The 24,941-nt window shown below is 69.3% G+C and carries 24 protein-coding genes; 12 read left to right on the top strand and 12 right to left on the bottom strand.

The window, feature by feature from the left end; all coding sequences use genetic code 11:
* Positions 1-45: 45 nt before the first annotated feature.
* A complete protein-coding gene (locus BLT78_RS18675; RefSeq protein WP_090351316.1) occupies positions 46-702 on the bottom strand; it encodes a histidinol-phosphatase in 657 nt (218 codons plus the stop codon).
* Between the two features lie 142 nt (positions 703-844).
* On the opposite strand from BLT78_RS18675, the gene BLT78_RS18670 reads away from it, so the two are divergent.
* From BLT78_RS18670 to BLT78_RS18650, 5 genes are all read left to right on the top strand, one after another.
* Positions 845-1,324: an RNA pyrophosphohydrolase gene (locus BLT78_RS18670; RefSeq protein ID WP_090352410.1), complete on the top strand. Its 480-nt coding sequence runs from the start codon at positions 845-847 to the stop codon at positions 1,322-1,324.
* Positions 1,325-1,371: 47 nt separating this feature from the next.
* A complete protein-coding gene (gene ptsP, locus BLT78_RS18665) occupies positions 1,372-3,651 on the top strand; it encodes a phosphoenolpyruvate--protein phosphotransferase (RefSeq protein WP_090351314.1) in 2,280 nt (759 codons plus the stop codon).
* Positions 3,652-3,735: 84 nt separating this feature from the next.
* Positions 3,736-4,518 (top strand): sulfite exporter TauE/SafE family protein, encoded by a 783-nt coding sequence (locus tag BLT78_RS18660; RefSeq protein WP_090351313.1) that lies wholly within the window; start codon positions 3,736-3,738, stop codon positions 4,516-4,518.
* Between the two features lie 9 nt (positions 4,519-4,527).
* Positions 4,528-5,328 (top strand): prolipoprotein diacylglyceryl transferase, encoded by an 801-nt coding sequence (lgt, locus tag BLT78_RS18655; protein WP_090351311.1) that lies wholly within the window; start codon positions 4,528-4,530, stop codon positions 5,326-5,328.
* Positions 5,329-5,471: 143 nt separating this feature from the next.
* Entirely contained in the window at positions 5,472-6,266 is a 795-nt protein-coding gene (locus BLT78_RS18650; protein WP_090351309.1) for a thymidylate synthase, read from the top strand.
* Between the two features lie 69 nt (positions 6,267-6,335).
* Here the strand turns inward: BLT78_RS18650 and BLT78_RS18645 are convergent, their stop codons facing one another.
* The 4 genes from BLT78_RS18645 to paaX all read right to left on the bottom strand — a co-directional run bounded on the left by BLT78_RS18645 (position 6,336) and on the right by paaX (position 10,461).
* Positions 6,336-7,655 carry a TRAP transporter large permease gene (locus BLT78_RS18645; RefSeq protein ID WP_090351308.1) on the bottom strand — a complete coding sequence of 440 codons (1,320 nt, stop codon included), beginning with the start codon at positions 7,653-7,655 and terminating at the stop codon, positions 6,336-6,338.
* On the bottom strand, positions 7,652-8,182 hold the full coding sequence (locus BLT78_RS18640) for a TRAP transporter small permease (RefSeq protein WP_090351306.1): 531 nt from the start codon (positions 8,180-8,182) through the stop codon (positions 7,652-7,654). The genes BLT78_RS18645 and BLT78_RS18640 overlap by 4 nt, the downstream gene beginning before the upstream one ends.
* A 6-nt stretch (positions 8,183-8,188) precedes the next feature.
* Entirely contained in the window at positions 8,189-9,217 is a 1,029-nt protein-coding gene (locus BLT78_RS18635; protein WP_090351305.1) for a TRAP transporter substrate-binding protein, read from the bottom strand.
* Between the two features lie 320 nt (positions 9,218-9,537).
* On the bottom strand, positions 9,538-10,461 hold the full coding sequence (gene paaX, locus BLT78_RS18630; RefSeq protein WP_090351304.1) for a phenylacetic acid degradation operon negative regulatory protein PaaX: 924 nt from the start codon (positions 10,459-10,461) through the stop codon (positions 9,538-9,540).
* Between the two features lie 214 nt (positions 10,462-10,675).
* Between paaX and BLT78_RS18625 the strand changes: the two genes are divergently transcribed.
* The 6 genes from BLT78_RS18625 to BLT78_RS18600 all read left to right on the top strand — a co-directional run bounded on the left by BLT78_RS18625 (position 10,676) and on the right by BLT78_RS18600 (position 14,537).
* A complete protein-coding gene (locus BLT78_RS18625; protein ID WP_090351302.1) occupies positions 10,676-11,818 on the top strand; it encodes an amine dehydrogenase large subunit in 1,143 nt (380 codons plus the stop codon).
* 10 nt (positions 11,819-11,828) lie between these two features.
* The gene (locus tag BLT78_RS18620) at positions 11,829-12,368 is read left to right on the top strand and encodes a MauE/DoxX family redox-associated membrane protein (protein ID WP_090351301.1); all 540 of its coding nucleotides are present in this window, start codon (positions 11,829-11,831) and stop codon (positions 12,366-12,368) included.
* A gap of 4 nt (positions 12,369-12,372) precedes the next feature.
* Positions 12,373-12,978 (top strand): methylamine dehydrogenase accessory protein MauD, encoded by a 606-nt coding sequence (gene mauD / locus BLT78_RS18615; protein ID WP_090351299.1) that lies wholly within the window; start codon positions 12,373-12,375, stop codon positions 12,976-12,978.
* Between the two features lie 18 nt (positions 12,979-12,996).
* On the top strand, positions 12,997-13,521 hold the full coding sequence (locus BLT78_RS18610) for a methylamine dehydrogenase light chain (RefSeq protein WP_090351298.1): 525 nt from the start codon (positions 12,997-12,999) through the stop codon (positions 13,519-13,521).
* Positions 13,522-13,535: 14 nt separating this feature from the next.
* Positions 13,536-14,063 (top strand): cytochrome C, encoded by a 528-nt coding sequence (locus tag BLT78_RS18605; protein WP_090351296.1) that lies wholly within the window; start codon positions 13,536-13,538, stop codon positions 14,061-14,063.
* A 228-nt stretch (positions 14,064-14,291) separates the two neighbouring features.
* Complete coding sequence (locus BLT78_RS18600) at positions 14,292-14,537, top strand: DUF2790 domain-containing protein (protein WP_090351295.1); 246 nt, start codon at positions 14,292-14,294, stop codon at positions 14,535-14,537.
* A 97-nt stretch (positions 14,538-14,634) separates the two neighbouring features.
* Here the strand turns inward: BLT78_RS18600 and peaD are convergent, their stop codons facing one another.
* The 4 genes from peaD to peaA all read right to left on the bottom strand — a co-directional run bounded on the left by peaD (position 14,635) and on the right by peaA (position 19,185).
* The gene (gene peaD / locus BLT78_RS18595; RefSeq protein WP_090351293.1) at positions 14,635-15,756 is read right to left on the bottom strand and encodes a quinohemoprotein amine dehydrogenase subunit beta; all 1,122 of its coding nucleotides are present in this window, start codon (positions 15,754-15,756) and stop codon (positions 14,635-14,637) included.
* Between the two features lie 28 nt (positions 15,757-15,784).
* Entirely contained in the window at positions 15,785-16,108 is a 324-nt protein-coding gene (gene qhpC / locus BLT78_RS18590; RefSeq protein WP_090351291.1) for a quinohemoprotein amine dehydrogenase subunit gamma, read from the bottom strand.
* A gap of 1 nt (position 16,109) precedes the next feature.
* Positions 16,110-17,540 (bottom strand): quinohemoprotein amine dehydrogenase maturation protein, encoded by a 1,431-nt coding sequence (gene peaB, locus BLT78_RS18585; protein ID WP_090351290.1) that lies wholly within the window; start codon positions 17,538-17,540, stop codon positions 16,110-16,112.
* 70 nt (positions 17,541-17,610) lie between these two features.
* Positions 17,611-19,185 carry a quinohemoprotein amine dehydrogenase subunit alpha gene (gene peaA, locus BLT78_RS18580; RefSeq protein WP_090351287.1) on the bottom strand — a complete coding sequence of 525 codons (1,575 nt, stop codon included), beginning with the start codon at positions 19,183-19,185 and terminating at the stop codon, positions 17,611-17,613.
* A gap of 399 nt (positions 19,186-19,584) precedes the next feature.
* Between peaA and BLT78_RS18575 the strand changes: the two genes are divergently transcribed.
* The gene (locus BLT78_RS18575; RefSeq protein WP_090351286.1) at positions 19,585-21,078 is read left to right on the top strand and encodes an aldehyde dehydrogenase family protein; all 1,494 of its coding nucleotides are present in this window, start codon (positions 19,585-19,587) and stop codon (positions 21,076-21,078) included.
* Positions 21,079-21,224: 146 nt separating this feature from the next.
* Here the strand turns inward: BLT78_RS18575 and qhpG are convergent, their stop codons facing one another.
* From qhpG to BLT78_RS18560, 3 genes are read right to left on the bottom strand one after another with little or no spacing between them, the layout of a single operon-like run.
* Positions 21,225-22,541, bottom strand: coding sequence for a flavin-dependent monooxygenase QhpG (gene qhpG, locus BLT78_RS18570; RefSeq protein WP_090351284.1), 1,317 nt, complete (start codon positions 22,539-22,541; stop codon positions 21,225-21,227).
* The gene (gene qhpE, locus BLT78_RS18565) at positions 22,538-23,212 is read right to left on the bottom strand and encodes a subtilisin-like serine protease QhpE (protein ID WP_090351282.1); all 675 of its coding nucleotides are present in this window, start codon (positions 23,210-23,212) and stop codon (positions 22,538-22,540) included. The genes qhpG and qhpE overlap by 4 nt, the downstream gene beginning before the upstream one ends.
* The gene (locus tag BLT78_RS18560) at positions 23,209-24,936 is read right to left on the bottom strand and encodes an ABC transporter ATP-binding protein (RefSeq protein ID WP_090351281.1); all 1,728 of its coding nucleotides are present in this window, start codon (positions 24,934-24,936) and stop codon (positions 23,209-23,211) included. Before BLT78_RS18560 ends, qhpE begins: the two co-directional genes overlap by 4 nt.
* Positions 24,937-24,941 lie beyond the last annotated feature (5 nt).

Here is a 24,941-nt window from a genome sequence, read left to right as displayed (position 1 = left end):
ACGACGACGGCGCCCGCAGGCGCCGTCTTCAGTGCTCCGCGGTCATCAGCCGCGCAGCGAGAGCACCGGCCAGCCGCGCTGCTCGGCGATGGCGCGCAGCTCCGGGCAGGGATCGACCGCCACCGGGTTGTCGACCTGCTCGAGCAGCGGCAAGTCGTTGCGCGAGTCGCTGTAGAAGCAGCTGCCGTCCAGGCTCATGCCGGTCTCCAGCAGCCAGCGCTCCAGGCGGGTGACCTTGCCCTCGCGGAAGCAGGGGATGTCGGTGGTGCGCCCGGTGTACTGCCCGCCCTGCATCTCGCACTCGGTGGCAAGCAGGGCATCGACGCCCAGCCGCGCGGCGATCGGGCCGGTGACGAAGCGGTTGGTGGCGGTGATGATCACCAGCATGTCGCCGGCGGCGCGGTGCTCGGCGAGCAGCGCCTCGCCCTTGGCGAGGATGATCGGCTCGATGCACTCGGCCATGAACTCGCGGTGCCAGGCATCCAGCTGCGCGCGGTCGTACTGGCCGAGCACCGCCAGGCAGAAGTTCAGGTAGGCCTGGATGTCCAGGCGGCCGGCCAGGTAATCCTCGTAGTACTCGTCGTTGCGCGCCTTGTAGCTGGCTTCGTCGAGGATGCCGCGCCGGCACAGCCAGTCGCCCCAGGCGTGGTCGCTGTCGCCGGCCAGCAGGGTATTGTCGAGGTCGAACAACGCCAGACGCACGGATAGGCTCTCTCAGACAGGTGCAAGGAAGGGCCAAGATTACCCCGTTTTGTCGGCACTGCCCATGCGCCCACGCGCGCGCGTTGCCGCTGTGACGGGCTTTGTGGAACAATCCGGGCATATGTGTTTCGAGGTGTCTGCCGTGATCGATCCCGATGGCTTCCGACCCAATGTCGGCATCATCCTGGCCAATGAGGTCGGCCAGGTGCTGTGGGCGCGACGCATCAACCAGGATGCCTGGCAGTTCCCCCAGGGCGGCATCAACCCGCAGGAGTCGCCGGAAGATGCGCTGTTTCGCGAATTGAACGAGGAAGTCGGTCTCGAGCCGCAGGATGTGCGCATCCTCGCCTGTACCCGCGGCTGGTTGCGCTATCGTCTGCCCCAGCGTCTGGTGCGCACCCACAGCCAGCCGCTGTGCATCGGCCAGAAGCAGAAGTGGTTCCTCCTGCACCTGACCGGCGACGAGCAGCGCGTGCGCATGGACCTGACCGGCAAGCCGGAATTCGACGGCTGGCGCTGGGTCAGCTACTGGTATCCGCTGGGCCAGGTGGTGTCCTTCAAGCGCGAGGTGTACCGCCGCGCGCTGAAGGAACTGGCGCCACGCCTGCCGATCCGCGAGTGAATCATCCACCGAGGCCGACCCACTAGAGGAGCGCCCAACCTTTGACCATGCTCCACACGCTGCGCAAGATCATCCAGGAGGTGAATGCCGCCCGGGATCTCGACACCGCCTTGGCGATCATCGTCGAGCGCGTGCGTGCAGCCATGGGCACCCAGGTCTGCTCGGTGTACCTGCTTGACCCGCAGAGCAACCGCTTCGTGCTGATGGCCACCGAGGGCCTCAACAAGGACTCCATCGGCCAGGTCAGCATGGCGCCCAGCGAGGGCCTGGTCGGCCTGGTCGGCACCCGCGAGGAGCCGCTCAACCTCGAGGACGCCGCCAGTCACCCGCGCTTCCGCTACTTCGCCGAGACCGGCGAGGAGCGCTACGCCTCGTTCCTCGGCGCGCCGATCATCCACCACCGCCGGGTGATGGGCGTGCTGGTGGTGCAGCAGAAGGAGCGCCGCCAGTTCGACGAGGGCGAGGAAGCCTTCCTGGTCACCATGAGCGCGCAGCTCGCCGGGGTGATCGCCCACGCCGAGGCCACCGGCTCGATCCGCGGCCTCGGCAAGCAGGGCAAGGCCACCCCCGACACCCGCTTCATCGGCGTGCCCGGCTCGCCCGGCGTGGCCCTCGGCAGCGCCGTGGTGGTGCTGCCGCCGGCCGACCTCGAGGTGGTGCCGGACCGGCCGATCGACGACATCGACGGCGAGATCGCCTACTTCTACAACGCCATCGAGGCGGTGCGTAAGGACATGCGCGAGCTGTCCGCGCGCCTTTCCACCCAGCTGCGCCAGGAAGAGCGCGCGCTGTTCGACGTCTACCTGATGATGCTCGACGACGCCTCGATCGCCGGCGAGGTGATCAAGGTCATCGAGACCGGCCAGTGGGCCCAGGGCGCCCTGCGCCAGGTGGTCAACGGCCACGTGCAGCGCTTCGAGCTGATGGACGACGCCTACCTCAGCGAGCGCGCCTCGGACGTCAAGGACATCGGCCGACGCATCCTCGCCTACCTGCAGCAGGCGCGGCAGCAGAAGCTGGTCTACCCGGACAACACCATCCTGGTCAGCGAGGAGCTGTCGCCGGCGATGCTCGGCGAGGTGCCGCCCGGCAAGCTGACCGGCCTGGTCTCGGTGACCGGCTCGAGCAACTCGCACGTCGCCATCCTCGCCCGCGCCATGGGCATCCCCACGGTGATGGGCGCGGTCGACCTGCCCTACACCATGCTCGACGGCATCGAGCTGATCGTCGACGGCAATCGCGGCGACGTGTTCACCAACCCCTCGCCCGGCCTGCGTCGCCAGTTCAGCGAGATCGCCGAGGAAGAGCGCCAGCTCAACCGCGGCCTCGACGCCCTGCGCAGCCTGCCTTGCGAGACCCTCGACGGCCACCGCATGCCGCTGTGGGTCAACACCGGCCTGTTCGCCGACATCGCCCGCGCCCAGGAGCGCGGCGCCGAGGGCGTCGGCCTGTACCGCAGCGAAGTGCCGTTCATGACCAACGAGCGCTTCCCCAGCGAGAAGGAGCAGGTGGCGATCTACCGCGACCAGCTCAAGGCCTTCCACCCGCTGCCGGTGACCATGCGCACCCTCGACATCGGCGGCGACAAGGCGCTGTCCTACTTCCCGATCAAGGAAGACAACCCGTTCCTCGGCTGGCGCGGCATCCGCGTCACCCTCGACCACCCGGAGATCTTCCTGGTCCAGGCGCGCGCCATGCTCAAGGCCAGCGAGGGCCTGGAGAACCTGCGCATCCTGCTGCCGATGATCAGCGGCCTGCCCGAGCTGGAGGAGGCGCAGCGCCTGCTGCACCGCGCCTGGAGCGAGGTGCGCGAGGAAGGCGTCGACGTGCCCATGCCGCCGGTCGGGGTGATGATCGAGATCCCCGCCGCAGTGTTCCAGACCCGCGAGCTGGCGCGCCAGGTCGACTTCCTCTCGGTCGGCTCCAACGACCTGACCCAGTACCTGCTGGCGGTCGACCGCAACAACCCGCGGGTGGCCAACCTCTACGACTACCTGCACCCGTCGATCCTGCAGGCGCTCAAGCGCGTGGTCGACGACGCGCACAGCGTCGGCAAGCCGGTGAGCATCTGCGGCGAGATGGCCGGCGACCCTATTGCCGCCATGCTGCTGATGGCGATGGGCTTCGACTCACTGTCGATGAACGCCACCAACCTGCCCAAGGTCAAGTGGCTGCTGCGCCAGCTGTCCCTGGAGCAGGCGCGCGAGCTGCTCGAACTGGTGCTGTCGCTCGACCACGCGCCGCTGATCCACAGCACCCTGCAGCTGCACATGCGCAACCTGGGCCTGAGCCGCATCCTCGCCCCCAGCGGCAGCGTGCAGAATTGAGCCCGGCCCGGGCCTTTTCGCCCGGAGCCTAGAGCCGCGAGCGCCCAATCCGTTACCATGCCGCTTTGCCTGCGGGGAGTGGCAATGGAGTTCGTAATCTACCTGATCCTGGGGGCCGCGGCCGGTGTGCTGGCCGGGCTGTTCGGCGTCGGCGGCGGCATGATCATCGTGCCGGTGCTGATCTACAGCTTCCAGATCCAGGGCTTCGCCCCGGAAGTGCTCACCCACATGGCGGTCGGCACCTCGCTGGCGACCATCGCCTTCACCTCGATCAACTCGATCCGCGCCCACCACAAGCGCGGCGCGGTGCGCTGGGAGATCGTGCGCTGGCTGGCGGTCGGCATCCTCGGCGGCAGCCTGCTCGGCGGTCTGACCGCCTCCCTGCTGCAGGGCGAATGGCTGCAGAAGGTCATCGGCGTGTTCGCCATCAGCGTGGCCGCGCAGATGGCCTTCAACCTGCAGCCCAAGGCCAGCGGCAGCGTGCCCGGCAAGACCGGCCTCGGCGTGGCCGGCACGGTGATCGGCTGGGCCTCGGCGATCATCGGCATCGGCGGCGGCTCGCTGACCGTGCCCTTCCTCACCTGGCGCAGCCTGTCGATGCAGCAGGCGGTGGCCACCTCGGCGGCCTGCGGCCTGCCGATCGCCGTGGCCAGCGCACTGACCTTCATGTGGCTGGGGCGCAACGAAACGCAGCTGCCGGAGTGGAGCCTGGGCTTCGTCTACCTGCCGGCGATGGTCGGCATCGCCGCCACCTCGATGTTCTTCGCCCGCTTCGGCGCGCAGCTGGCGCACAAGCTGTCGCCGCAGATGCTCAAGCGCCTGTTCGCCCTGCTGCTGCTCTGCGTCGGCCTGAATTTCCTGCTCTGAGGACCTGACATGCTGGTTTACCCGCAGATCGACCCGGTGGCCATCGCCCTCGGCCCGCTGAAGATCCACTGGTACGGCCTGATGTACCTGGTCGGCATCGGCGGCGCCTGGTGGCTGGCCAGCCGGCGCCTGGCGCGCTTCGACGCCAGCTGGAGCCGCGATACCCTCTCCGACCTGGTGTTCTGGGCCGCCTGCGGCGTGGTCCTCGGCGGCCGCTTCGGCTACGTGGTGTTCTACAACTTCGAGCAGTTCATCCGCGACCCGCTGTGGCTGCTGCGCATCTGGGAAGGCGGCATGTCGTTCCACGGCGGCTTCCTCGGCGTGATGCTGGCGATGTGGTGGTTCGGCCGGCGCCACGGCAAGAGCCTGTTCCAGCTGCTCGACTTCATCGCCCCGCTGGTACCGATCGGCCTGGGCGCCGGGCGCATCGGCAACTTCATCAACGCCGAGCTGTGGGGCAAGCCCACCGATCTGCCGTGGGCCATGGTGTTCCCGGCGTGGAGCGATCCGGCGCAGCTCGCCCGCCACCCCTCGCAGCTCTACCAGTTCGCCCTGGAGGGCGTGGCGCTGTTCGTCATCCTCTGGCTGTACTCGCGCAAGCCGCGTCCGACCATGGCGGTGTCCGGCCTGTTCGCCGCCTGCTACGGCCTGTTCCGCTTCCTGGTCGAATTCGTCCGCGTGCCCGACGCCCAGCTCGGCTACCTGGCCGGCGGCTGGCTGACCATGGGCCAGCTGCTCAGCCTGCCGATGATCCTCGGCGGCATCGGCCTGATGGTCTGGGCCTACCGGCGCGCCGGACGTACCGCGTAGGGCGAATTCATTCACCAGCCCCGCAGGGTGGGTAACTCGCGCAGCGATTACCCACCTTTCGGCCGGAATCGGTAGAAAATTGCTGCGCGAGTTTTCTACCCTACGCCCCTTGAGACTCCCCCCCTCTTTCGCCGAGCCCTCCGATGAAACAGTACCTCGACCTGATGCGCCGCGTGCGCGAGACCGGCACCTTCAAGGCCGACCGTACCGGCACCGGCACCTACAGCGTGTTCGGCCACCAGATGCGCTTCGACCTCGCCGACGGCTTCCCGCTGGTCACGACCAAGAAGTGCCACCTGAAATCGATCATCCACGAGCTGCTGTGGTTCCTGAAGGGCGAGACCAACATCCGCTACCTCAAGGAAAACGGCGTCAGCATCTGGGACGAGTGGGCCGATGCGAACGGCGAACTGGGCCCGGTGTACGGCTACCAGTGGCGCTCGTGGCCGGCGCCCAACGGCGAGTCGATCGACCAGATCGCCAACCTGATCGCGATGATCAGGAACAATCCAGACTCGCGCCGGCTGATCGTCTCGGCGTGGAACCCGGCGCTGGTCGAACAGATGGCCCTGCCGCCGTGCCACGCGCTGTTCCAGTTCTACGTCGCCGACGGCAAATTGTCCTGCCAGCTGTACCAGCGCAGCGCCGACATCTTCCTCGGCGTGCCGTTCAACATCGCCAGCTACGCCCTGCTGACCCTGATGGTGGCGCAGGTCTGCGACCTGCAGCCCGGCGAGTTCATCTGGACCGGCGGCGACTGCCACCTGTACGCCAACCACCTGGAGCAGACCGACCTGCAGCTGTCGCGCGAGCCCTTCCCGCTGCCGAGCATGAAGCTCAACCCGGCGGTGAAGGACCTGTTCGCCTTCCGCTTCGAGGACTTCGAGCTGGTCGGCTACCAGAGCCACCCGCACATCAAGGCGCCGGTGGCGGTCTGATTCCTTCGCCCGCGCAAACGACAAGGCCCCGCCCGGCGATACCGGGCGGGGCCTTGTGCGTTCAGCGACTCAGGCGAGGGCCGACAGCAGCCACAGGCTGAGGCCGGGGAAGGCCACCAGCAGGACGATGCGCGCCAGGTCGGACATCAGGAAGGGCACCACCCCGCGCGCGGTCTCGGTCAGCGCCACGTTGCCGGCGGCGCGCTGGACGATGAACAGGTTCATCCCCAGTGGCGGCGTCACCAGGCCGATCTCCACCACCATCAGGGCGAGGATGCCGAACCAGATCGACTTCTCGGTGGCGTCCAGGCCGAAGAAATCCAGCCCCATGATCACCGGGTAGAAGATCGGGATGGTCAGCAGGATCATCGCCAGCGAGTCCATCACGCAGCCGAGGAACAGGTACAGGGCGAGGATGGCGATCAGCACCAGCATCGGCGCCAGGCCGCTGTTCTTCACCCACTCGGCCAGCTCGCTGGGCATCTGGGTCAGCGCCAGGCCGGAGTTGAGCAGGTCGGCGCCGAGCAGCACGAGGAAGATCATCGCGGTGGTCTCGGCGGTGCCGAGCAGGCTGGTGCGGATGCCCTCCCAGCGCATGCCGCCCTGGAGCACGGCGAGGATGCCGCAGGCCGCGGCGCCGATCGAGGCGGCCTCGGTGGGGTTGGACCAGCCGCCGTAGATGCCGACGATCACCACCACGAACACGCCGATCACCGGCAGCACGCTGACGAAGGCCTTCAGCCGTTCGGCATTGCTGGCCGGCTCCGCGCCGCTGGTGTGGGAGCCCTCGCGGGCGACCATGATGCGCAGCACGATCATGTAGCCGATCACCGCGATGATGCCGGGGATGACGGCGGCGACGAACAGCTTGGCGATCGACTCCTGGGTCAGCACCGCGTAGATGATCAGCGGCACCGACGGCGGGATGAGGATGCCCAAGGTGCCGCCGCAGGCCACGGTGGCGGTGGCCAGGCGGCCGGAGTAGTTGTGCCGGCGCAGCTCGGGCAGGGCGACGTGGCTCATGGTCGCCGCGGTGGCCAGCGAGGAGCCGCAGATGGCGCCGAAGCCGGCGCAGGCGCCGATCGCCGACATGCCGAGGCCCCCCTTCCAGTGGCCGACGAAGGCGGCGGCACAGCGGAAGATGGCGCGCGACAGGCCGCCGTGGGTGGCGAACTGGCCCATCAGCACGAACAGCGGGATCACCGCCAGGTCGTAGTTGGACAGCCGCGAGTAGGCCAGGTTGTTGAGGGTGAACAGCAGCGAGGACAGGTCGCCGTCGTTGACCGCCCAGAAGCAGGCCGCGCCGCCGATCAGCATGGTGATGCCGATGTGCACGCGCAGCGCCAGCAGGGTCAGGGTGATGGCCAGGGCAATCAGGCCGAGGATCATGGACGGCCTCCGGGGTTCAGGCACAGGGCGAGCCGCCAGGCGCTGGCCAGCGCCAGCAGCAGCAGGCTGGGTACGATCATGCTGAGCGGGATCCACATCGGGATCGACAGCAGGGTGGAGACGTCGCCGTACTCCATGTTGTCGAGCATCTGCAGGCTGGTGCGCCAGGCCAGCAGCAGCGCGGCGAGCAGGCACAGCAGGTGGGCGATGGCGTCCAGGCCGCGCTGCACGGACTGCGGCGCCTTCATGGTGAAGGTGTCGACCTTGATGTGCGTGCCGCGCAGCTCGCACAGCGGCAGGAAGGCGGCGATGGCGATCGAGGCACCGATCTCCATCAGCTCGATGTCGCCGCGGATCGGCGTGGCGAACAGCTTGCGACCGATGATCGAGATCAGCGACATGTTGATCAGCAGCAGCAGGATCAGGCCGCCTGCCAGGGCGAAGCCCTGACAGGCCCAGTGCAGCAGACGGCCCACCGGGCCGCGCTGCACCTCGATCCCGCTTTCGAAGGAAAGCGACTCAGCCATTGAGGTTTACCGGGTCTGAGCAGCGGCGATGTCGCGCACACCTTGCAACAGGGCGGTACCGTCGACACCCTTGGCGGCGACTTCCTTCACCCAGTTCTGCGCCACCGGCTCGGCGGCCTTCTGCATGGCGGCGTAGTTTTCCGCGCTGATGTTGACGATCTGATCAGCCGGAGTGGCCTTGACCGCGCTCTCCATGTGCTGGTCCCACACGTCGCTGATCATGTTGTTGAGCGCCGGGCCGCTGTTCCGCTCGAGGATCTCCTGCAGATCCTTGGGCAGGCTGGCGAACTTCTTCTCGTTCATCAGCATAGTCAGCACGGTGCTGGTCAGCGACGGCGAACCGGCCGGCGGCTCGCTGTGGAAACGGGTGACCTCGTCGACCTTGACGTCGCGGATGGTGCTCCAGGTGAACAGCACGCCGTCGATCACGCCCTTGGACAGCGACTCGGTCATCTGCGGCGGCGGCATGCTCACCGGCGCGGCGCCGAGCGACTCGACCAGCAGCGCGGAGGCGCGGTGCGAGGCGCGCAGCTTCATGCCCTTGAGGTCGTCGAGGCTGGCGATCGCCTTGCTGCGGGTATGGAAGCCCATGCCGCCGTCGCCGTGCATGGCCAGCACCTTGTAGCCCTGGAAGTCTTCCTTGGCGTACTGCTCGTAGAACTTCCAGATGATCGGGTCGCTGTTGCGCGCACCGTAGGGCATCAGGAACGGCTGCTCGACCGCCTCGATGCGCGGGAACTTGCCCGGCGAGTAGGACGGCGCGGTCCAGACGATGTCGGCGACGCCGTTGCGCACCATGTCGGCCAGCTTGGCCGGGGTGCCGCCGAGCTGCATGGACGGGTAGATCTGGCACTGCAGACGGCCGGCGGACTCTTCCTTCAACTTGGCGCACCAGGGCTCGAACATCTCGCGCTGCTGGTAGGAAGTGGAAGGCAGGAAGTGGCCGAACTTGAGGGTGTAGGTTTCAGCGGCGTGCAGGGTGGTGGAGGCGCAGCCGAGGGCAGCGAGCAGTGCGGCCAACTTGAGGCGTTTCATGTAAGGCTCCCGGATTATTTTTGTATCAGCTTGCGAGGCTCTTGGGATGGCGGCGGCTGGCGGGCTGGCCAGCGACAATGTGCCACACGCTTCGAGCATACCGAAAAAGAGACACAGATCAACTATGCTACAGCTATTTTTCCGTATCTCTTTAGGCGTAGAACCGGCACCTCGCCGGTCCGTCCGGCAGGCCGCCGAGCACCCCGGAGCCACGCGCCGGCACGCACGCTAGAGCGCGCGACGGGCACGGCAGGGCCGCCCCGCCGCCCGGGCATGCGATACAAAAAACATGAAGGAAGCCTGCCTCGTGAACAAATGTTCTATTCGAGGCCGCCGAAACGCCGGTAGAAGCTCTCGCCGGCTTCGGGCAGCGGACCGTCGGCGGTCTCCAGCAGACTGCCCAGCCACTGCTCGGCCGGCGCGCAGACCAGGCGGTAGATGTTGCGGCACAGCTGGCGCGCGGCGCGGCCTTCCCAGTCGCCGGGGAGCAGCTCGTCGGGCAGCTGCGGATCGCGCAGCAGCAGCTTGCGGTATTCGTGGATCAGCAGGGTGCGGGCGAGGAAGCAGTCCTGCGGGTCGAGCTGCGCCTGCTCGCGCAGCGCCTGCCAGAGCGGGCGGAACAGCTGGATGAACTCGCTGTAGTGCGCGCCGAGCACGTCGATCTTCCAGCTCTCCTTGACCTGCAGGCGCAGCGCGCGCGAGGCCAGCACCTCCTGGGCGGTGGTCTCGAACAGGATGGTGTCGTCCAGCGCCTCCAGCTCCTGCAGGGTCGCCGCCACGTCGGCGCGGTCGCAGCGCGGGCTGGCCAGCACGGTCGGCGCCAGCGCGCCGAAGCCCTGCCACTCCAGCTCCTCGCGCACCTGCTTGCGCTTGTCCGCCTCCAGCTGCGACAGCACCGCCAGGCACCAGGTGCCGTCCCAGGCCGGCACGCTGCTGCTGTAGATGCGCTTGAAGGCCTTCTCGAAGCGCCGGCGGCCGGCGCCGGTCAGGCTGTAGTAGCTGCGCCGGCCGACCTTGTCGGCCTTCAGCCAGCCGTCCTTGGTCAGGCGGAACACCGAGGTGCGGATCAGCCGCTGGTTGATGCCCATCGGCTCGAGCAGCTGGATCAGGCTGCCCAGCCATACGGCGCCGCCGTGCGGCTCGATGGCGTCGCCGTAGACGGTGACGATCAGCGAGCTGGCGCGGATGGGGGTCTGTTCCTGAAAGCGCTTGATCAGGTTGGCCAGGGGAGCGAGGGCGGTCATGGGTCAGGGAAGGGCCGAAAAATCGCGACTATACATAGAGGATCCGCCCGCGCGCCACAATCCTCGCCGCGGCGCGACGGCGGGTCGTGGCACAGTGAATCAAGCGCTTGGCAGGCACAGCCATGCAGCCCGGGCGACGGGCCGGCAGACTCGGAGGCGCCAACCACCGCGCATAAAAACCAGCGGTCCGATACCCAGAACAGGGAGCCATCCCATGCCAATCACCCCCATCCTTGCGCGTACTGCCCTGGCGTTCACCGTCGCCCTGGCCAGCGTCGCCCACGCCGAACTGCCGGTGGAGACGGAGGGCCAGGTCACCCTGCCCTTCCCGCCGGAGCCGCACCGCGCCTACATCGTCGACGTCGAGTTCCAGAACATGATCGCCACCCGCGTGGTGGTGGTCGATCCGGACGCCAAGCGCATGCTCGGCATGCTCAGCACCGGCGGCATGGCGCCGATGGTGCCCGCCCACGACCAGAAGACCCTGTACACCGCCGACACCTACTGGTCGCGCTACGTGCGCGGCACGCGCACCGACATGCTGACCGCCTGGGACAGCTCGACCCTGTCGCCGCTGTGGGAGGTGGAAATCCCGCCCAAGCGCACCAACAGCATCACCGAGCGCTACGCGCTGAACCCCAGCAGCGACGACCGCTTCGTCTACATCTACAACTTCACCCCCGCCACCTCGGTCACCGTGGTCGACGTCAAGGCGCGCAAGGTCGCCAGCGAGGTCGACATCAGCGGCTGCATCCTCAACTACCCGGTGGGCGCGCGGCGCTTCGCCTCGCTGTGCGGCAACGGCAGCCTGCAGGTGGTCACCCTCGACGACGCGGGCAAGGAGGTTTCCCGCCACCAGACGCCGATGTTCGATCCCAACCAGGTGAAGATGGTCGAGCGCGCCGTGGCCAAGGGCGATACCTACTACTTCGTCACCACCGAAGGGGTGATCCATCCGGTCGACCTGTCCGGCGACAAGCCCAAGTTCCTGCCGACCTGGTCGCTGGTCAGCGCGGAAGAGAAGAAGGCCGGCTGGGCACCCGGCGGCTGGCAGATGATGGCGCTGGCGCCCAAGCTCGATCGCCTGTACGTGCTGATGCACCCCGACCACAAGCCGCTGAACTGGGAAGACCCGAGCAACACCATCTGGGCCTTCGACCTGAAGACCGGCAAGAAGATCGGCACCCTCGAGTCGTCCGGCCTGATGTGGAGCCTGCACGCCACCGGCGACGACAACCCGCTGCTGCTGGCCGGCACCGTCACCGGCGACCTGGAGGTGTTCGACCTCAAGAGCGGCAAGCACACCGGCACCATGACCGGGATCGCCAAGACGCCGACCCTGGTGCAGAGCCACTGAGGAGGCCGCCATGCCGCTCGATCCCATCCTGATCCACGCCTGCGCCCTGCCGCTGGCGGCGATCCTCGCCACCGCGGCCAGCCACAAGCTGCGCGCACCGCGCTGGTTCGCCAGCCAGCTGGAGGCCTACGCGCTGCTGCCGGCAGGGCTGCTCACGCCGGTGGCCCGCCTGCTGCCGCTGGTCGAGGGCGCCGTCGCCCTTGGCCTGCTGCTGCCGGTCAGCCGCGGCTTTGCTGCGCTGGCCGCCGGCGCGCTGATGCTGGCCTACGCCGGCGCCATCGCCGTCAATCTGTGGCGCGGCCGCCGCGACATCGACTGCGGCTGCGCCGGCCCCGGCGCCGCCCAGCCGCTGCGCCCGCTGCTGCTCTCGCGCAACGCCGCGCTGCTCGGCCTGGCCCTGCTCGCCGGCCAGCCGCCGCTGGTGCGCGAGCTCGGCGCCTTCGACGGCTTCGTCGCCATCGCCGCCGCCGCGGTGCTCCTGCTGCTCTACGCGGCGGCCGACGGTCTGCTGACCAACGCCCCGCGCCTGCTCAAACTGACTGGAAGGTGAACCCATGGAAGCTCTGATCGTTTCCAACATCCTGCTGTGGATCCTGCTGATCGCCCTGGCCTTCGTGCTCATGGGCCTGGTGCGCCAGATCGGCGTGCTGCACGCGCGCCTGGCCCCGGCCGGGGCGCTGATGATCGACAAGGGCGTGGCGGTCAACGAACCGGCGCCCAAGGTCACCGCCGCCGACCGCAACGGCCGCCCGCTGAACTTCGGCTACGCCGGCGACAAGGGCCAGCTGCTGTTCTTCCTGTCGCCGACCTGCCCGATCTGCAAGTCGCTGCTGCCGGCGGTGAAGGCCATCGCCAAGGCGCGCACGGATCTCGAGGTGGTCTACGTCAGCGACGGCGACCTGGAGGCCCAGGCCGCGCTGATCCGCGAGTTCAAGCTGGAAGACGCGGCCTACGTGGTCGGCCCGGAAGTCGGCATGACCTACCAGATCGGCAAGCTGCCCTACGCCGTGCTGATCGACGCCGCCGGCGTGCTGCGCGCCAAGGGCCTGGTCAACTCCCGCGAGCACCTGGACAGCCTGTTCGAGGCCGAGCGCATGGGCATCGCCTCGCTGCAGGACTACCTGCACACCCCCGACAACGCCGTGAAAATCCATCACTAAGGCCCGAGGAGACTGATCATGAAACTGCTGGACCTGCTGTTCGAGCGCTCCGCCCGCCGAGTCGCCGACCTCACCTCGCGCCGCCAGGCCATCTCCCGCATCGGCTCCTGGCTGGTGGCCGGCGCCGCCCTGCCGCTGCTGCTGCCCATCGACCGCGCCTCCAAGGCGCACGCCGGCGAGACCGGCATCCCCGGCGATCCGGGCGATCCGAACAGCTGCGACTACTGGCGCTACTGCTCGGTGGACGGCTTCCTGTGCAGCTGCTGCGGCGGCACCGCCACCAGTTGCCCGCCCGGCACCGAAGTGTCGCAGGTGACCTGGGTCGGCACCTGCCGCAACCCGGCCGACGGCATCGACTACGTCATCTCCTACAACGACTGCTGCGGCAAGCACGCCTGCGGCCAGTGCGCCTGCACCCGCAACGACAGCGAGGAGCCGATGTACCGTCCGTTCAACAACAACGACGTCAACTGGTGCCTGGGCGCCAAGTCCAACAGCGTCTACAACTGCACCATCTCGGTGATCCGCGGCGTCGCCAGGTGAGGGAGGGAAGCGCCATGCGTCTGCTGCTGCTCGCCGGACTTGCCGCCGTACTGGCGGCCCCGCCGGCCCTGGCCCGCGCCTTCCCCGACCCGCAGCAGAAGCCGGCACCGGGCAACGAGCAGGCGCAGACGCCGATCGCCCAGGCCGGCTACAGCGTGGCGACCAACTACCAGCTGCAGTGCCTCGGCTGCCACCTGGGCCACGGCGAGGGCGCGCCGCGCACCGGCACACCGAAGATGGCCGGCTTCGTCGGCAACTTCCTGCGCGTCGAGGGCGGGCGCGAGTTCCTCGTGCGCGTGCCCGGCGTAGCCCAGTCGGCGCTCAGCGACGCGCAGATCGCCGAGCTGCTCAACTGGATCCTCGATCCGCGCCACGGCATGGCCGGCGCCAGCACTCCGGCCGACTTCCAGCCCTACAGCGCCACGGAAGTCGCCGAGGTGCGCCACCGGGCGCTGCTCAACCGCCCCGGCACCCGCGCCGGGCTGATCGAGCGGATGCGCGCGCAGGGCATTGCCATCGACGACGGCATGGGCAACCCCTGAGTCCGTCGCTCCTGCCCCGCGGGCCGGCCCGAGCCGGCCCGCGTCGCTTCCGCCCCTCAGCACCACTCGCTATCAGCCCATCGTCGGCTGCTCCCCATCGGTCCCTCCAGGGGCTTTGGCACGCCCTGCCGCGAACTAGACTTGTCTGTTGGCACAAGTAACAGACTGCCGCGGAGCCGGCAGCCTGGCCACGGTAGGGAAGTTTTCCATCGGAGCCGGAGGTGCCCCATGAAGATCCATTTCCTCCTGCTCGCGCTGATCGCGGGCCCGGCGCTGGCCGCCGATCCGCCGGAAGAGCGCTACACCTACGGCATGCCGCTGGACATCGACCGGGTGATCACCATCGAGGAACCCGAGGATGTCTGCGGCGTGGTCACCGCGCGCATGACCTACCAGGACTCGCAAGGCGAAGTCCGCGTGCTCGACTACCGCAAGTGGAGCACCGGCTGCGGCGTGACCGAAAGCAACTCCTGAACCCGGCGCAGACGCGACGAGGCCGCTCCCCGCCGACACGGGAAGCGGCCTCGTCGTTTCCGGCGGAGCGCTGGTCAGTGGCCGTTCCGCACCATCCTCAACGGGTAAACACCTGGGTGGTGGCGATGGCCATGTCGCCGCCGGGCAGCTCGATCTTGCCGAGCGGCGCCAGGCTGTCGGCGTCGAACACCGCCAGGTCGTTGTAGGTGCCGCCGAGGTAGACCTTGCTGCCGGCCTTGTTGAAGGCGATGCAGTAGTAGGAATGGTCCAGCTTGGCCGTCTTCAGCAGCTTCTGCTCCTTGATGTCGTACTTGGCCAGGCGGTTGAGCACGCCGAACATCAGGTTCGGGTCCTTCGGCGAGCGCATGCCGGTGAAGTAGATCTCGGTCAGCGGGGCGAAGTCCTGCACCGTGGTCTTGCCGGTCTTCAGGTCGATGCTGAAGTAGCCGTAGACGAAGTCGGCGGTCGCCAGGTCCTGCTGGTCGTCCTTGAACTTGGCCGCGGTGTAGAGCATCGAGAAGTCGCCCAGGTGGGTCTGCTGCGGCCAGGCGTAGAGCACGTCCGGCGGGCTGTACAGCGGCCGCTGCCAGTTGCGGCTGGCCAGCGCCACCTCGTACTTGCCGGTCTGCACGTCGAGCTTGTAGACGTCGGCGCCGGCCATGTACAGGCTGCCGTCGGCGCCGGCCTGCATGATGCTGATCTGCCGCGGCACCTCGAAGCTGCGCACGGGCTTGGCGTCGAGGCCGCCATCGGTGGCGTAGACCTGCAGGCGCGGCGCCTTGACCACGTAGTGATCGGTCTTCAGCTCGGTCGGATTGGCGACGCTGTAGATCTCCTTGCCGTCCGGGCTCAGGGCGATGGAGAACAGCGCCTTGGCCTTCTCGGTCGGCGCCTGCGCCAGGCGCGCGTGGAACACCGTCTTGCAGCTGTCCAGGTCGATGCCGTAGAGGTCGCCGTAGTGGTTGTTGAGCACGTAGGCGGTCTTGCCGTCCGGGCCGATCTGCGTGGTGCCCGGGCCGTAGGCGTCGGGCATCGTGCAGGTCTTGTAGAGCTTGTCGCTGGCCAGGTCGACCACATGCAGGTTGTTCGGATAGTTGGTGGCGATCAGGTACTCGTGGCCGGGCTTGAGCGCCGGGCCGCTGTCCGCGGCGTGCGCCGGCAGGCCCAGTACGACGCCGGCGATGGCGGCCGCCAGGCCGCTGATGGTGTGCAGCTTCATGTCGGTTCCCCTGTGGGTCTGCGGCCGTTTACTGGTCTTTCGGGAAGACGGTGCCGAGGTTGCGCCAGTCCTCGGCCGAGGCCTGCGCGTCCTTGTTCCAGTCCGGGTAGGTGCTCATCATGTCCGGCACCTGGGCCGGCCACCAGCACGGGTCGGAGCAGCCGTACAGGTCGGACTCCATCGGCTGGCACAGCGAGGCGACGCCGCCGAAGGCGTCGATCTCCCAGCCCGGGTCGGTGGTGGCGGTGCAGCCGGCCACGGCGCTCATGGCGATGACGTCCTCGACGCGATCCTCCGCGGCGGCCTGGTCGAGCAGCTGGGCTTTCTGGTTGAGCGGCTTGAGATGTTTCATGTCAGTGCGCCTTTCTCGGTGCGATGAAGCGGCTGAAGAAGGCCGGGTTGCCGGCCATGATCCGGTGGTAGACCTCGATGCCGAAGTCGACCCAGTCGCGCATCAGTTCGCAGTAGTGATAGGTGGGGTGGGCCGGGTCGCCGTAGCGGGCGTAGCTCTCGTGGTAGCAGCCGCCCGAGCACAGGTTGCGGATGCGGCAGCTGTCGCAGCCGGTGCCGCTGCGGTCCAGGCGCTGGGAGAGGAAGTCGTTGAGCTCGGCCTGCTTCACCCCCTCGTGCACGTTGCCGAAGGTCGGCAGGCTGGAGCCGGTGAAGCGGTGGCAGAGGTTCAGCTCGCCCTTGTGGTCGACCGCCAGCATCTTCAGCCCGGCGCCGCACGGCAGGGCCTTCTTCTGCCCCTCGTGGATGTCGGTGAGCAGCTGGTGCAGGTTGGAGAAGCCGATGTTGCGCCCGGCCAGCGCCTCGTCGAGATAGCGGCGGCCGAGCGCCTTCATGTTGGCGAACACCGCGGCCAGCTCCTCGCCGCTCAGGTTGTAGTCGCTGACGTCGCCCGAGGTGACCGGGGCGAAGCCGACCTCGGCGAAACCCAGCTCGTTGAACAGGTGGTTCCAGATGGTCTCGACGTCGGTGATGCCGCGGGTCAGGGTGACCCGCGCGCCCACCGGGCGGCTGTCGTAGCGCGACAGCAGCATGTCGACCTTCTTCCTCACCACGTCGTAGGTGCCCTGGCCGCCCACGGTGATGCGGTTGCGGTCGTGCACCGTCTTCGGCCCGTCGATGCTCACCGACAGGCCGAAGCGATGGGCGTTGAGCCAGTCGACGATCTCCTCGGTCAGCAGGGTGGCGTTGGTGGTCATCACGAAGTCCACCGCCTTGCCCGCCGCGGCGAAGCGCGCCTCGCACCAGTCCACCATCGCCTCGATCAGCGGCCGGTTGGACAGCGGCTCGCCGCCGAAGAACACCACGGTGTAGCGCGCCTCGTCCGGCGACTCCCTGAGCAGCATCTCCACCGACGCCTGGGCGGTGTCGAGCTGCATCTTCTTGCCGGCCGACGGCTTGTCGAGGTCTTCCTTGTAGCAGTAGGTGCAGCTCAGGTTGCAGCCGGTGTTGACGTTGAGCACCACGGTGTTCAGCGCGGTGCGCTCGACCCGGCGCACGGCGATCTCCGGGGTCAGCGGCGCACCGTCGCTGACCACCTCCAGCGCGATCAGCTCGCGCAGGGTCTCGTCAATCTCCGCACCTTCGAAGCGCCCGGCCAGGCGCTGCACCAGCGCTTCGGGCGAGCAGCCCGCGCCGCGCAGCGCGTCGATGATGCCGCCGGTCAATTCATCGGCGGCGAACAGCGAGCTGCTCGGGATATGGAACAGCAGACGGTCGGCGTTGACCTGCACCTCGTGCAGGTTGCGCTCGACCAGATTCAAGATTGCGCCCATGGCGGCCTCCGGATTCGTTGCCCTCGTCGTTGCCCTGCGGGCGGGACGGACCCGCCCGGCACGCGGGCGCTTACGGCAGCGGCGGGTTGTTCCAGCGCTGCACGGTGACGATCAGTTGGCCCTCGCCCTCGAGCGGCTTGCCGCCGTCCTCGACCCGGGCGATCACCTTGAGGTTGCCGGCGTTGTTGGTGGACATCTTGCGCGCCGGGTTGGGACCGGCGTCGCCCGGCACGAACACGCCGTCGGCATGCATGGTGCCGGCGAACTTGACGTCCTCGTCCTCCACCGCCTGCTCGTTGAATGGCTCCACCGCCCACTGTGCCGGCAGGTAGCCGATGCGGAAGGCCTGGCCCGCGGCGTCCTGGCCCCAGGCCTCGGCCTCGAAGCGGCCCTGCACCTTGGGCGTCGAGCCGCCGTTGCCGCCGATGCGGGCGACCGAGAACGCCGGCACCACCTTGACTTCGCTGACCTCGCGGTACACCGCCAGGTTTGCGCCCTTCAGTGCGCCCAGCGCCACCGCGCGGTTGCCGGCGGCGGCATCGGTGGCGGCCCTGACCTGCACCCGCATCCGCTCGGGGCTCTGCTCCAGCACCTTGACCACCGCGACGCCCGGGCCGAAGTCCGGCGTGCCGGAAAGGTCGCTGCCCACCAGGGTCAGTTCGGCGGTGCTGCCGGCCTTCAGATAGCCCGGCTGCACGGCGAGCAGGCGCGGCGTGCCGGTCTTGGCGGCGACGAAGTCGAGGCCGCGCTCGTCGTGCTCGCTCTCGAACATGCGCCCCTGGATCTCGCCGTTCAACGCGCTGAACACCTGGCGCATGGTCACGCCGTCGACCTTGAGGTTGCCGCGCCATTCATAGCCGTTGTAGAGGATCGCCGAGCCGCTGCCCGCCAGCGGCTTGCCGTCGGCGTACTGGCCCTTGAGCTCGACCCTGAAGCTGTCGCCCTCGGCGGCGCTCACCGTCATCACCCCGCGCACGTCGCCCCTGGCCGGCATGTGGCCGCTGAAGCTCCACTGCCCCGGCAGCGCGGCGGCGCTCGGCCGCGCCTTCTGCCAGTCGGCCCAGGCCGGGTTGTCCAGCGCATACCGGCTGGCCAGCTGCGGCACCATCTCGCCCAGGGCGATCGGCAGCCAGTCACGATCGCGCGACTGCGCCTGGTACTCCAGCGACGGCCACTGGCCGAGGTGGAAGTTGACCAGGTGCTCCCATTCCTTGGCCGGGCGGCGCTGCAGCGCCACCCGCGCGCCGGAGTGGCAGCGCGCGCACATCTGGGCGAACTGGTCGTCGAACTGCTCCACCGTGTTCAGCCGGCGCTCCATGGCGTAGCGCACGCCCTCGGTCTCGCTCGGCGCCAGGCCCTGGCGGTCGGCGAGGTACTTGACCAGGGTGCGGCGGTCGGCGTCATCGATCTTCACCCCGTGCATCACCTGCATGCGCGCGATGCTCATCAGCCAGCCTTCCGGCGTCTTGCGCTGGTGGCTGATGCGGCTGAACTGCTGGTCGCCTTCCTTGGCGTGGCAGGCCGCGCAGGTCTCGCCCAGGATCTGCTCGGCCGTGCGCCCGGCGGCCAGGGCCGGCTGCGCCAGACCGGCGGCGGCCGCGGCCAGGCTGGCGGCCCCGACGTAGTAGCGGAGTCTTGTCATCATGGATATCGGCTCTCCTCGCTGTTGTTCTGATCGGCACCGCGGCACGGCGGATGCGCCCCTGCGACGGAGCGATACACATTGCGTGCCATTCATCGGAAAGCCTTTTTAAAACAACGGGATGGCGTGCTTTTCCGGCCTCCTGGCGCGGCCGGGGAAACAGCCGTGGCGTCACATTTCGAGACAGCGGTTGCAATCTGAGACAGCCGCGCGACGCCCGGCAGCAGGGCCGGCGGCGACTGTCGCAACGCCGTGGCGCGGCGTCTCAAACTGCGACAGGCGGATGCGCCGCCGCCGCCACAACCCTGAAAAAATCCCATTTATTTCAGTTACTTAAGTTAAACAAGCGAGTTGGCACGGCGGTTGTACCGGGATGGGGCAAACAACCCGAGAGGCCCCCCCATGTCCGCTTCCCTGCCCATCCATCCCCGTACCCGCGAATTCCTCGACCGCCCGCAGCGGATGCTGATCGGCGCCGAGTGGGTCGACGCCGTCGCCGGCGCGCGCATGCCGGTGTACAACCCGGCCAGCGGTGAGCCGCTGTGCCAGGTGCCGGCCGGCGGCGCCGAGGACATCGAGCTGGCCGTGCAGGCCGCCCGCCGCGCCTTCGACGACTCGCCATGGAGCCGCATGCGCCCGCGCGAGCGGCAGAACCTGCTGTGGCGCCTGGCCGAGCTGATGGAGCGCGACGCCCAGGTGCTGGCCGAGCTGGAGTGCCTGAACAACGGCAAGAGCGCCGCGGTGGCGCGGGTGATGGACGTGCAGCTGGCCATCGACTTCCTGCGCTACATGGCCGGCTGGGCGACCAAGATCGAGGGCAGCACGGTCGACGTGTCGATGCCGCTGATGCCCAATGACGAGTTCCACGGCTACATCCGCCGTGAGGCGGTGGGCGTGGTCGGCGCCATAGTCGCCTGGAACTTCCCGCTGCTCTTGGCCTGCTGGAAGCTCGGCCCGGCGCTGGCCACCGGCTGCACCGTGGTGCTCAAGCCGGCCGACGAGACCCCGCTGTCGGCGTTCAAGCTGGCCGAGCTGGTGCTGGAAGCCGGCTACCCGGCCGGGGTGTTCAACGTGGTCAGCGGCAGCGGCGCGCAGGCCGGCGCGGCGCTGACCCGCCATCCGGGCGTCGACAAGCTGACCTTCACCGGCTCCACCGAGGTCGGCAAGCAGATCGGCAAGGCGGCCATGGACAGCATGACCCGGGTGACCCTGGAGCTGGGCGGCAAGTCGCCGACCATCGTGCTGGCCGACGCCGACCTGCAGCAGGCCGCCGCCGGCGCCGCCAGCGCCATCTTCTTCAACCAGGGCCAGGTGTGCTGCGCCGGCTCGCGCCTGTACGTGCAGCGCAAGCACTTCGACAACGTGGTGGCCGACATCGCCGGCATCGCCAACGGCATGAAGCTCGGCAACGGCCTGGACGCCAGCGTCGACATGGGCCCGCTGATCTCGGCGCGCCAGCAGCAGCGCGTGCACGACTACATCCAGCTCGGCCGCGAGCAGGGCGCCACCGTCGCCTGCGGCGGCGAGCGCTTCGGCCCCGGCTACTTCGTGCAGCCGACGGTGATCGTCGACGTCGACCAGCAGCACCGCCTGGTGCAGGAGGAGATCTTCGGCCCGGTGCTGGTGGCGATGCCCTTCGACGAGATCGACGAGGTGCTGCGCATGGCCAACGACAACCCCTACGGCCTGGGCGCCAGCATCTGGTCCAACGACCTGGCCGCCGTGCACCGCCTGGTGCCGCGCATCAAGTCCGGCTCGGTATGGGTCAACTGCCACAGCGCCCTCGACCCGGCGCTGCCGTTCGGCGGCTACAAGATGTCCGGCCTCGGCCGCGAGATGGGCGCCGCGGCCATCGAGCACTACACCGAGCTGAAGTCGGTGCTGATCAGGCTCTGATCGCACCACGACCGGGGAGCTTCCCACCCTGGCCGGACCTCCCAAGGCAGCGGGCGGTCCGGCATTTTTTCGCCAGGGCAACCGCCAGCCGCTGTAGGGGCGAATTCATTCGCCTTTACGGGGCATTTTGGCGAATGAATTCGCCCCTACACCCCCGCATACCCCTGGCTGTGCAGCCAACCGCGTAGCATCGCCCGCTGCGGCCCGGGCAGGTCCGCGGCCATGTGCTCGAACGACTCGCCGGCCTGCAGGCGGCGCAGGCGCGGTGCCAGTTCGATGCCCTGCAGGTGCCAGATGCCCAATGGCTGGTCGGCGCTGAGCACCACCTCGGCCTCGTCGATCAGGTTGTCCCGCAGCACCGGCGCGCGTTCCACCCGCAGGCTGGCGAAGTCGGCCGGCGCGTGCAGCGGTTCGTCGTCCGGCCAGGCGCGCCGCGCCGCCCAGAATGGCTGCTCCGCCCAGCGCTGCTCCAGCGCGTAGAAGTCGCGGCCGGTGCGTGCGAAGCGCAGGAACAGTTGCTCGATGCGCCGCTGGTGAAAACCCAGCGCCAGCTCGGCGCGCTCGGGATGGGTGAGCAGGGTGTTGATCACCGCCGGCGCCTGCAGCGCCGAGGACAGCGCCTGGAAGATGCCGTTGCCGGACAGCGGATCGACCGCCATGGCCGCGTCGCCGACCCGCAGCCAGTTGGCGCCGCCAGTTTCCAAAGCGAGGATCGCCGTACTGCTGCGCGCGTGCAGGGCGGCCGGCTGCAGCGCCGCGGCGCCGAACAGCTCGGCGACCCGCGCCGATTGCGCACGTCGCGCCGCGCAGTACGCGGGCAGCTCGTCGCGCGCCGGCAGCGCGCCGCTCGCCGCGTCCAAGGTGATCTGCCAGTAGCAGCGGCCGTCGGCCAGCCGCGCCATCCACGCCCAGCCGTCCTCCAGGCTCTCCACCGCCGAGCCGCCGCGGCCCGGCTCCTCCTGCCACTGGTTGAGCAGGCTGACCGTCTCCGGCCCGCGCAGGCGCCCGCCGCTGAGCGGCGCCTGGCGGCCGCGCGCCTCGACCAGAAAGGCCGCCGGCAGTTGCCGCTCGCCCTCGGCGCCGTCCAGCAGCAGGCGATGGCCGTGGGCGTCGCTGCGCACCTCGCGCACCCGCGCCTCGCGCAGCCCCACCCCGGCGGCGCGCAGGTCCTCGCGCAGCGCGGCGTCGAAGCGCGGGCGGTCGAGGAGGAATTCCTGGTTGAGCGCGCTTTCCGTGCCGTTCCACAGCACCCGCCGCGGCGAGGCCAGGTCGGCGCTGGCCAGGGTGCGCTGCAGGCCGGCCTGGCCCAGGCCGTCGAGCACCCGCGCCGAGACGCCCTCCACCGCGGCGAAGCGCCGCCACTCGCTGATCACGACTACTTCGTAGCCGAGGCGGCGCAGGCCGATGGCCACCGCCACCCCGGCCGGGCCGGCGCCGAGCACCGCGATCCTCGGTGCCTTCATGGGTGCCTCCCGCGCCGCTCCGGGCCGAGGAATGCCGCGCCGCAGCGCAGATGATCGAGCAGCGCCGCACGGTCGCTGCCCGGATGGTCGTGCAGATGGCGGGCGAGCAGCCCGCTGAAGTGGGCGCAGGCCAGGCTGGCGCCGGCCAGGCCGCCGGCGGTGACCGGCGCGCCGAAGTCGGCCTGGGCGCTGGCCAGCCACGACCACTGCCCCGGCGCGCAGCGCGCGTCGCCGGTGATGCGCAGCACACCCGGATAGCTGGCCGGCCACACCGCCTCGCCCTGCGCCGGACTGGAGGCGCAGAGCAGCACGCCGGCGGCCAGCGCGCGCTCGCAGGCCTCGCGCAGCAGCGGGCGGTCGTGGCGCAGGCCGAGGCTCAGGTTGATCAGCGCCACGTCCTGCTCGATCAGCCAGTGCACCGCCGCGGCGACCTGCAGCGGGCTGGTCTGCCAGCGTTCGGCGAACACCTGGGCGACGCAGCCGCGCACCACTCCCGGCTCGAGCGCCAGCGCCTCGAGCACCGCGCTGCCGTGGCCGAGACGGTCGGTCTGCGCCGCGTCCTCCTGCAGCTCGTCCCCGACCAGATAGAAACCGCGCGCCGCCCGCACCAGGGCGCTCTGGTGCGGCGCGTGGCCGCTGTCGACCACGCCGATCAGCAGTTCGCGGCTCATGTCCCCACCTCCCGCAGCGCGCGTTCGCGCAGCTGGCCGTCGACCAGTTCCAGGTGCAGGTCGACGGCGGCCAGGGTCGAGGCGCGGTGGCTGATCAGGATGCGCGTGCGCCCGGCGAACAGCCGGTCGATGGCGGCGATCACCTCGCGCTCGGTGGCCTCGTCGACCGCCGAGGTGGCCTCGTCGAGGACCAGGATGCGCGGCTGCTGCAGCAGCGCGCGGGCGATGGCGATGCGCTGTTTCTGCCCGCCGGAGAGCTGCTGGCCGCGCTCGCCGAGCGGGCTGTCGAGGCCCTGCGGCAGGCTGGCGAGCAGCTCGTCGAGGCGCGCCAGCTGCGCGACTCGTTCGATCTCCTCGCGGCTGGCGGCGGGCGCGGCGTAGGCCAGGTTGTCGGCCAGGCTGCCGCGGAACAGCACGATGTCCTGGCTGACCACGGCGATGGCGCGGCGCAGCTCGGCCAGCTCCAGCTCGCGCAGGTCGACGCCGTCGAGCCGGATGCGCCCGCGCTCGGGGTCGTGGAAACGCTGCAGCAGGTCGATCAGGGTCGACTTGCCGACCCCGGAGGGGCCGCTGAGCGCCACCTTCGTCCCGCCGGGCAGGCAGGCGCTGGCGCCGCGCAGGACGGCTTCCTGGCGGCCGTCGTGGCGGAACCACAGCTCCTCCAGGCGCAGCTCGCCGGGACCGGCGGGCAATGGCTGCGGCGCAGCCGGCGCGGCGATGGCCGGCGCCTCGGCGCGCAGCTCCATGACCCGGCCGAGGCTGACGGTCATGCGCTGCAGCGCCACGTACAGGCCGAGCAGGCTCTGCACCGGCCCCACCGCTATGCCCAGGTAGGTGGAGAAGGCGATCAGCGCGCCGAGCTGCCAGGTGCCCTGCACCACCCAGTAGCCGCCGACGATGAACGCGGCGGCGCGCGACAGCGAAGTCAGCGTGCCGGGCACCGCGTGGGTGAAGAATTCGGTGACCTGCAGGCGCAGCAGCTGGCTCATGTAGCCCGCGCCAAGGCGCTCCAGGCGCTGCGCCTCGCGCTCCTGCTGGCCGGCGGCCTGGATGAACTTCATCGCCGGCAGGGTCTCGACCAGGAACGAGGAAACGTCCGCCGAACGCTCGCGCAGCGCGCGGCTGTGGCGCTCGACCTTGCGCCGCATCCAGCGCAGCCAGAGCACCTCCAGCGGCACCAGCACGGCGAGCAGCAGCGACAGCTGCCAGGACAGCGCCAGCATCAGCGCCACCGCGCCGCACAGGCCGAGTACGCTGGACAGCGCGGAGAACAGCGCGTCGACGGCGAAGCGCTGGATCTCGGCGACGTCGCCGTCCAGGCGCGACAGCAGGTCGCCGATCCGTCTGCGCGCGTAGAAGCTCGGCGGCAGGCTCTGCAGGTGGCGGTACAGGGCATCGCGCAGGGCGAACAGGATGCGCCCGGACAGGCGGGTGTGCAGGTAGCGGTTGACCCCGCCGAGCAGGGTGCCGAGCACGCCGACGCCGATCATCGCCAGCGCCACCTGCAGCAGGCGGTCGAAGTCGCGGGCGAGCAAGCCCTCGTCGATCAGCGTCTTGGTCAGCCAGGGCTGCGCCAGCACCAGCAGCGAGGCGCACAGCGACAGGCCGAGCAGGCCGGCGATGGCCCGCCCGTGCGGGCGCACGAAGGAAAACAGCCAGCGCAGCGAACGCTCCAGCAGCGCGCGGTCGGGGCTGTCGATCAGGCGGACCAGCAGACTCAGCATGCCGG

The sequence above is a fragment of the Pseudomonas oryzae genome (genome assembly GCF_900104805.1).
GTDB classification, from domain to species: domain Bacteria; phylum Pseudomonadota; class Gammaproteobacteria; order Pseudomonadales; family Pseudomonadaceae; genus Geopseudomonas; species Geopseudomonas oryzae.
Note: the sequence above shows the minus strand (reverse complement) of the source record. Positions and strands in the feature narration are given on the sequence as shown.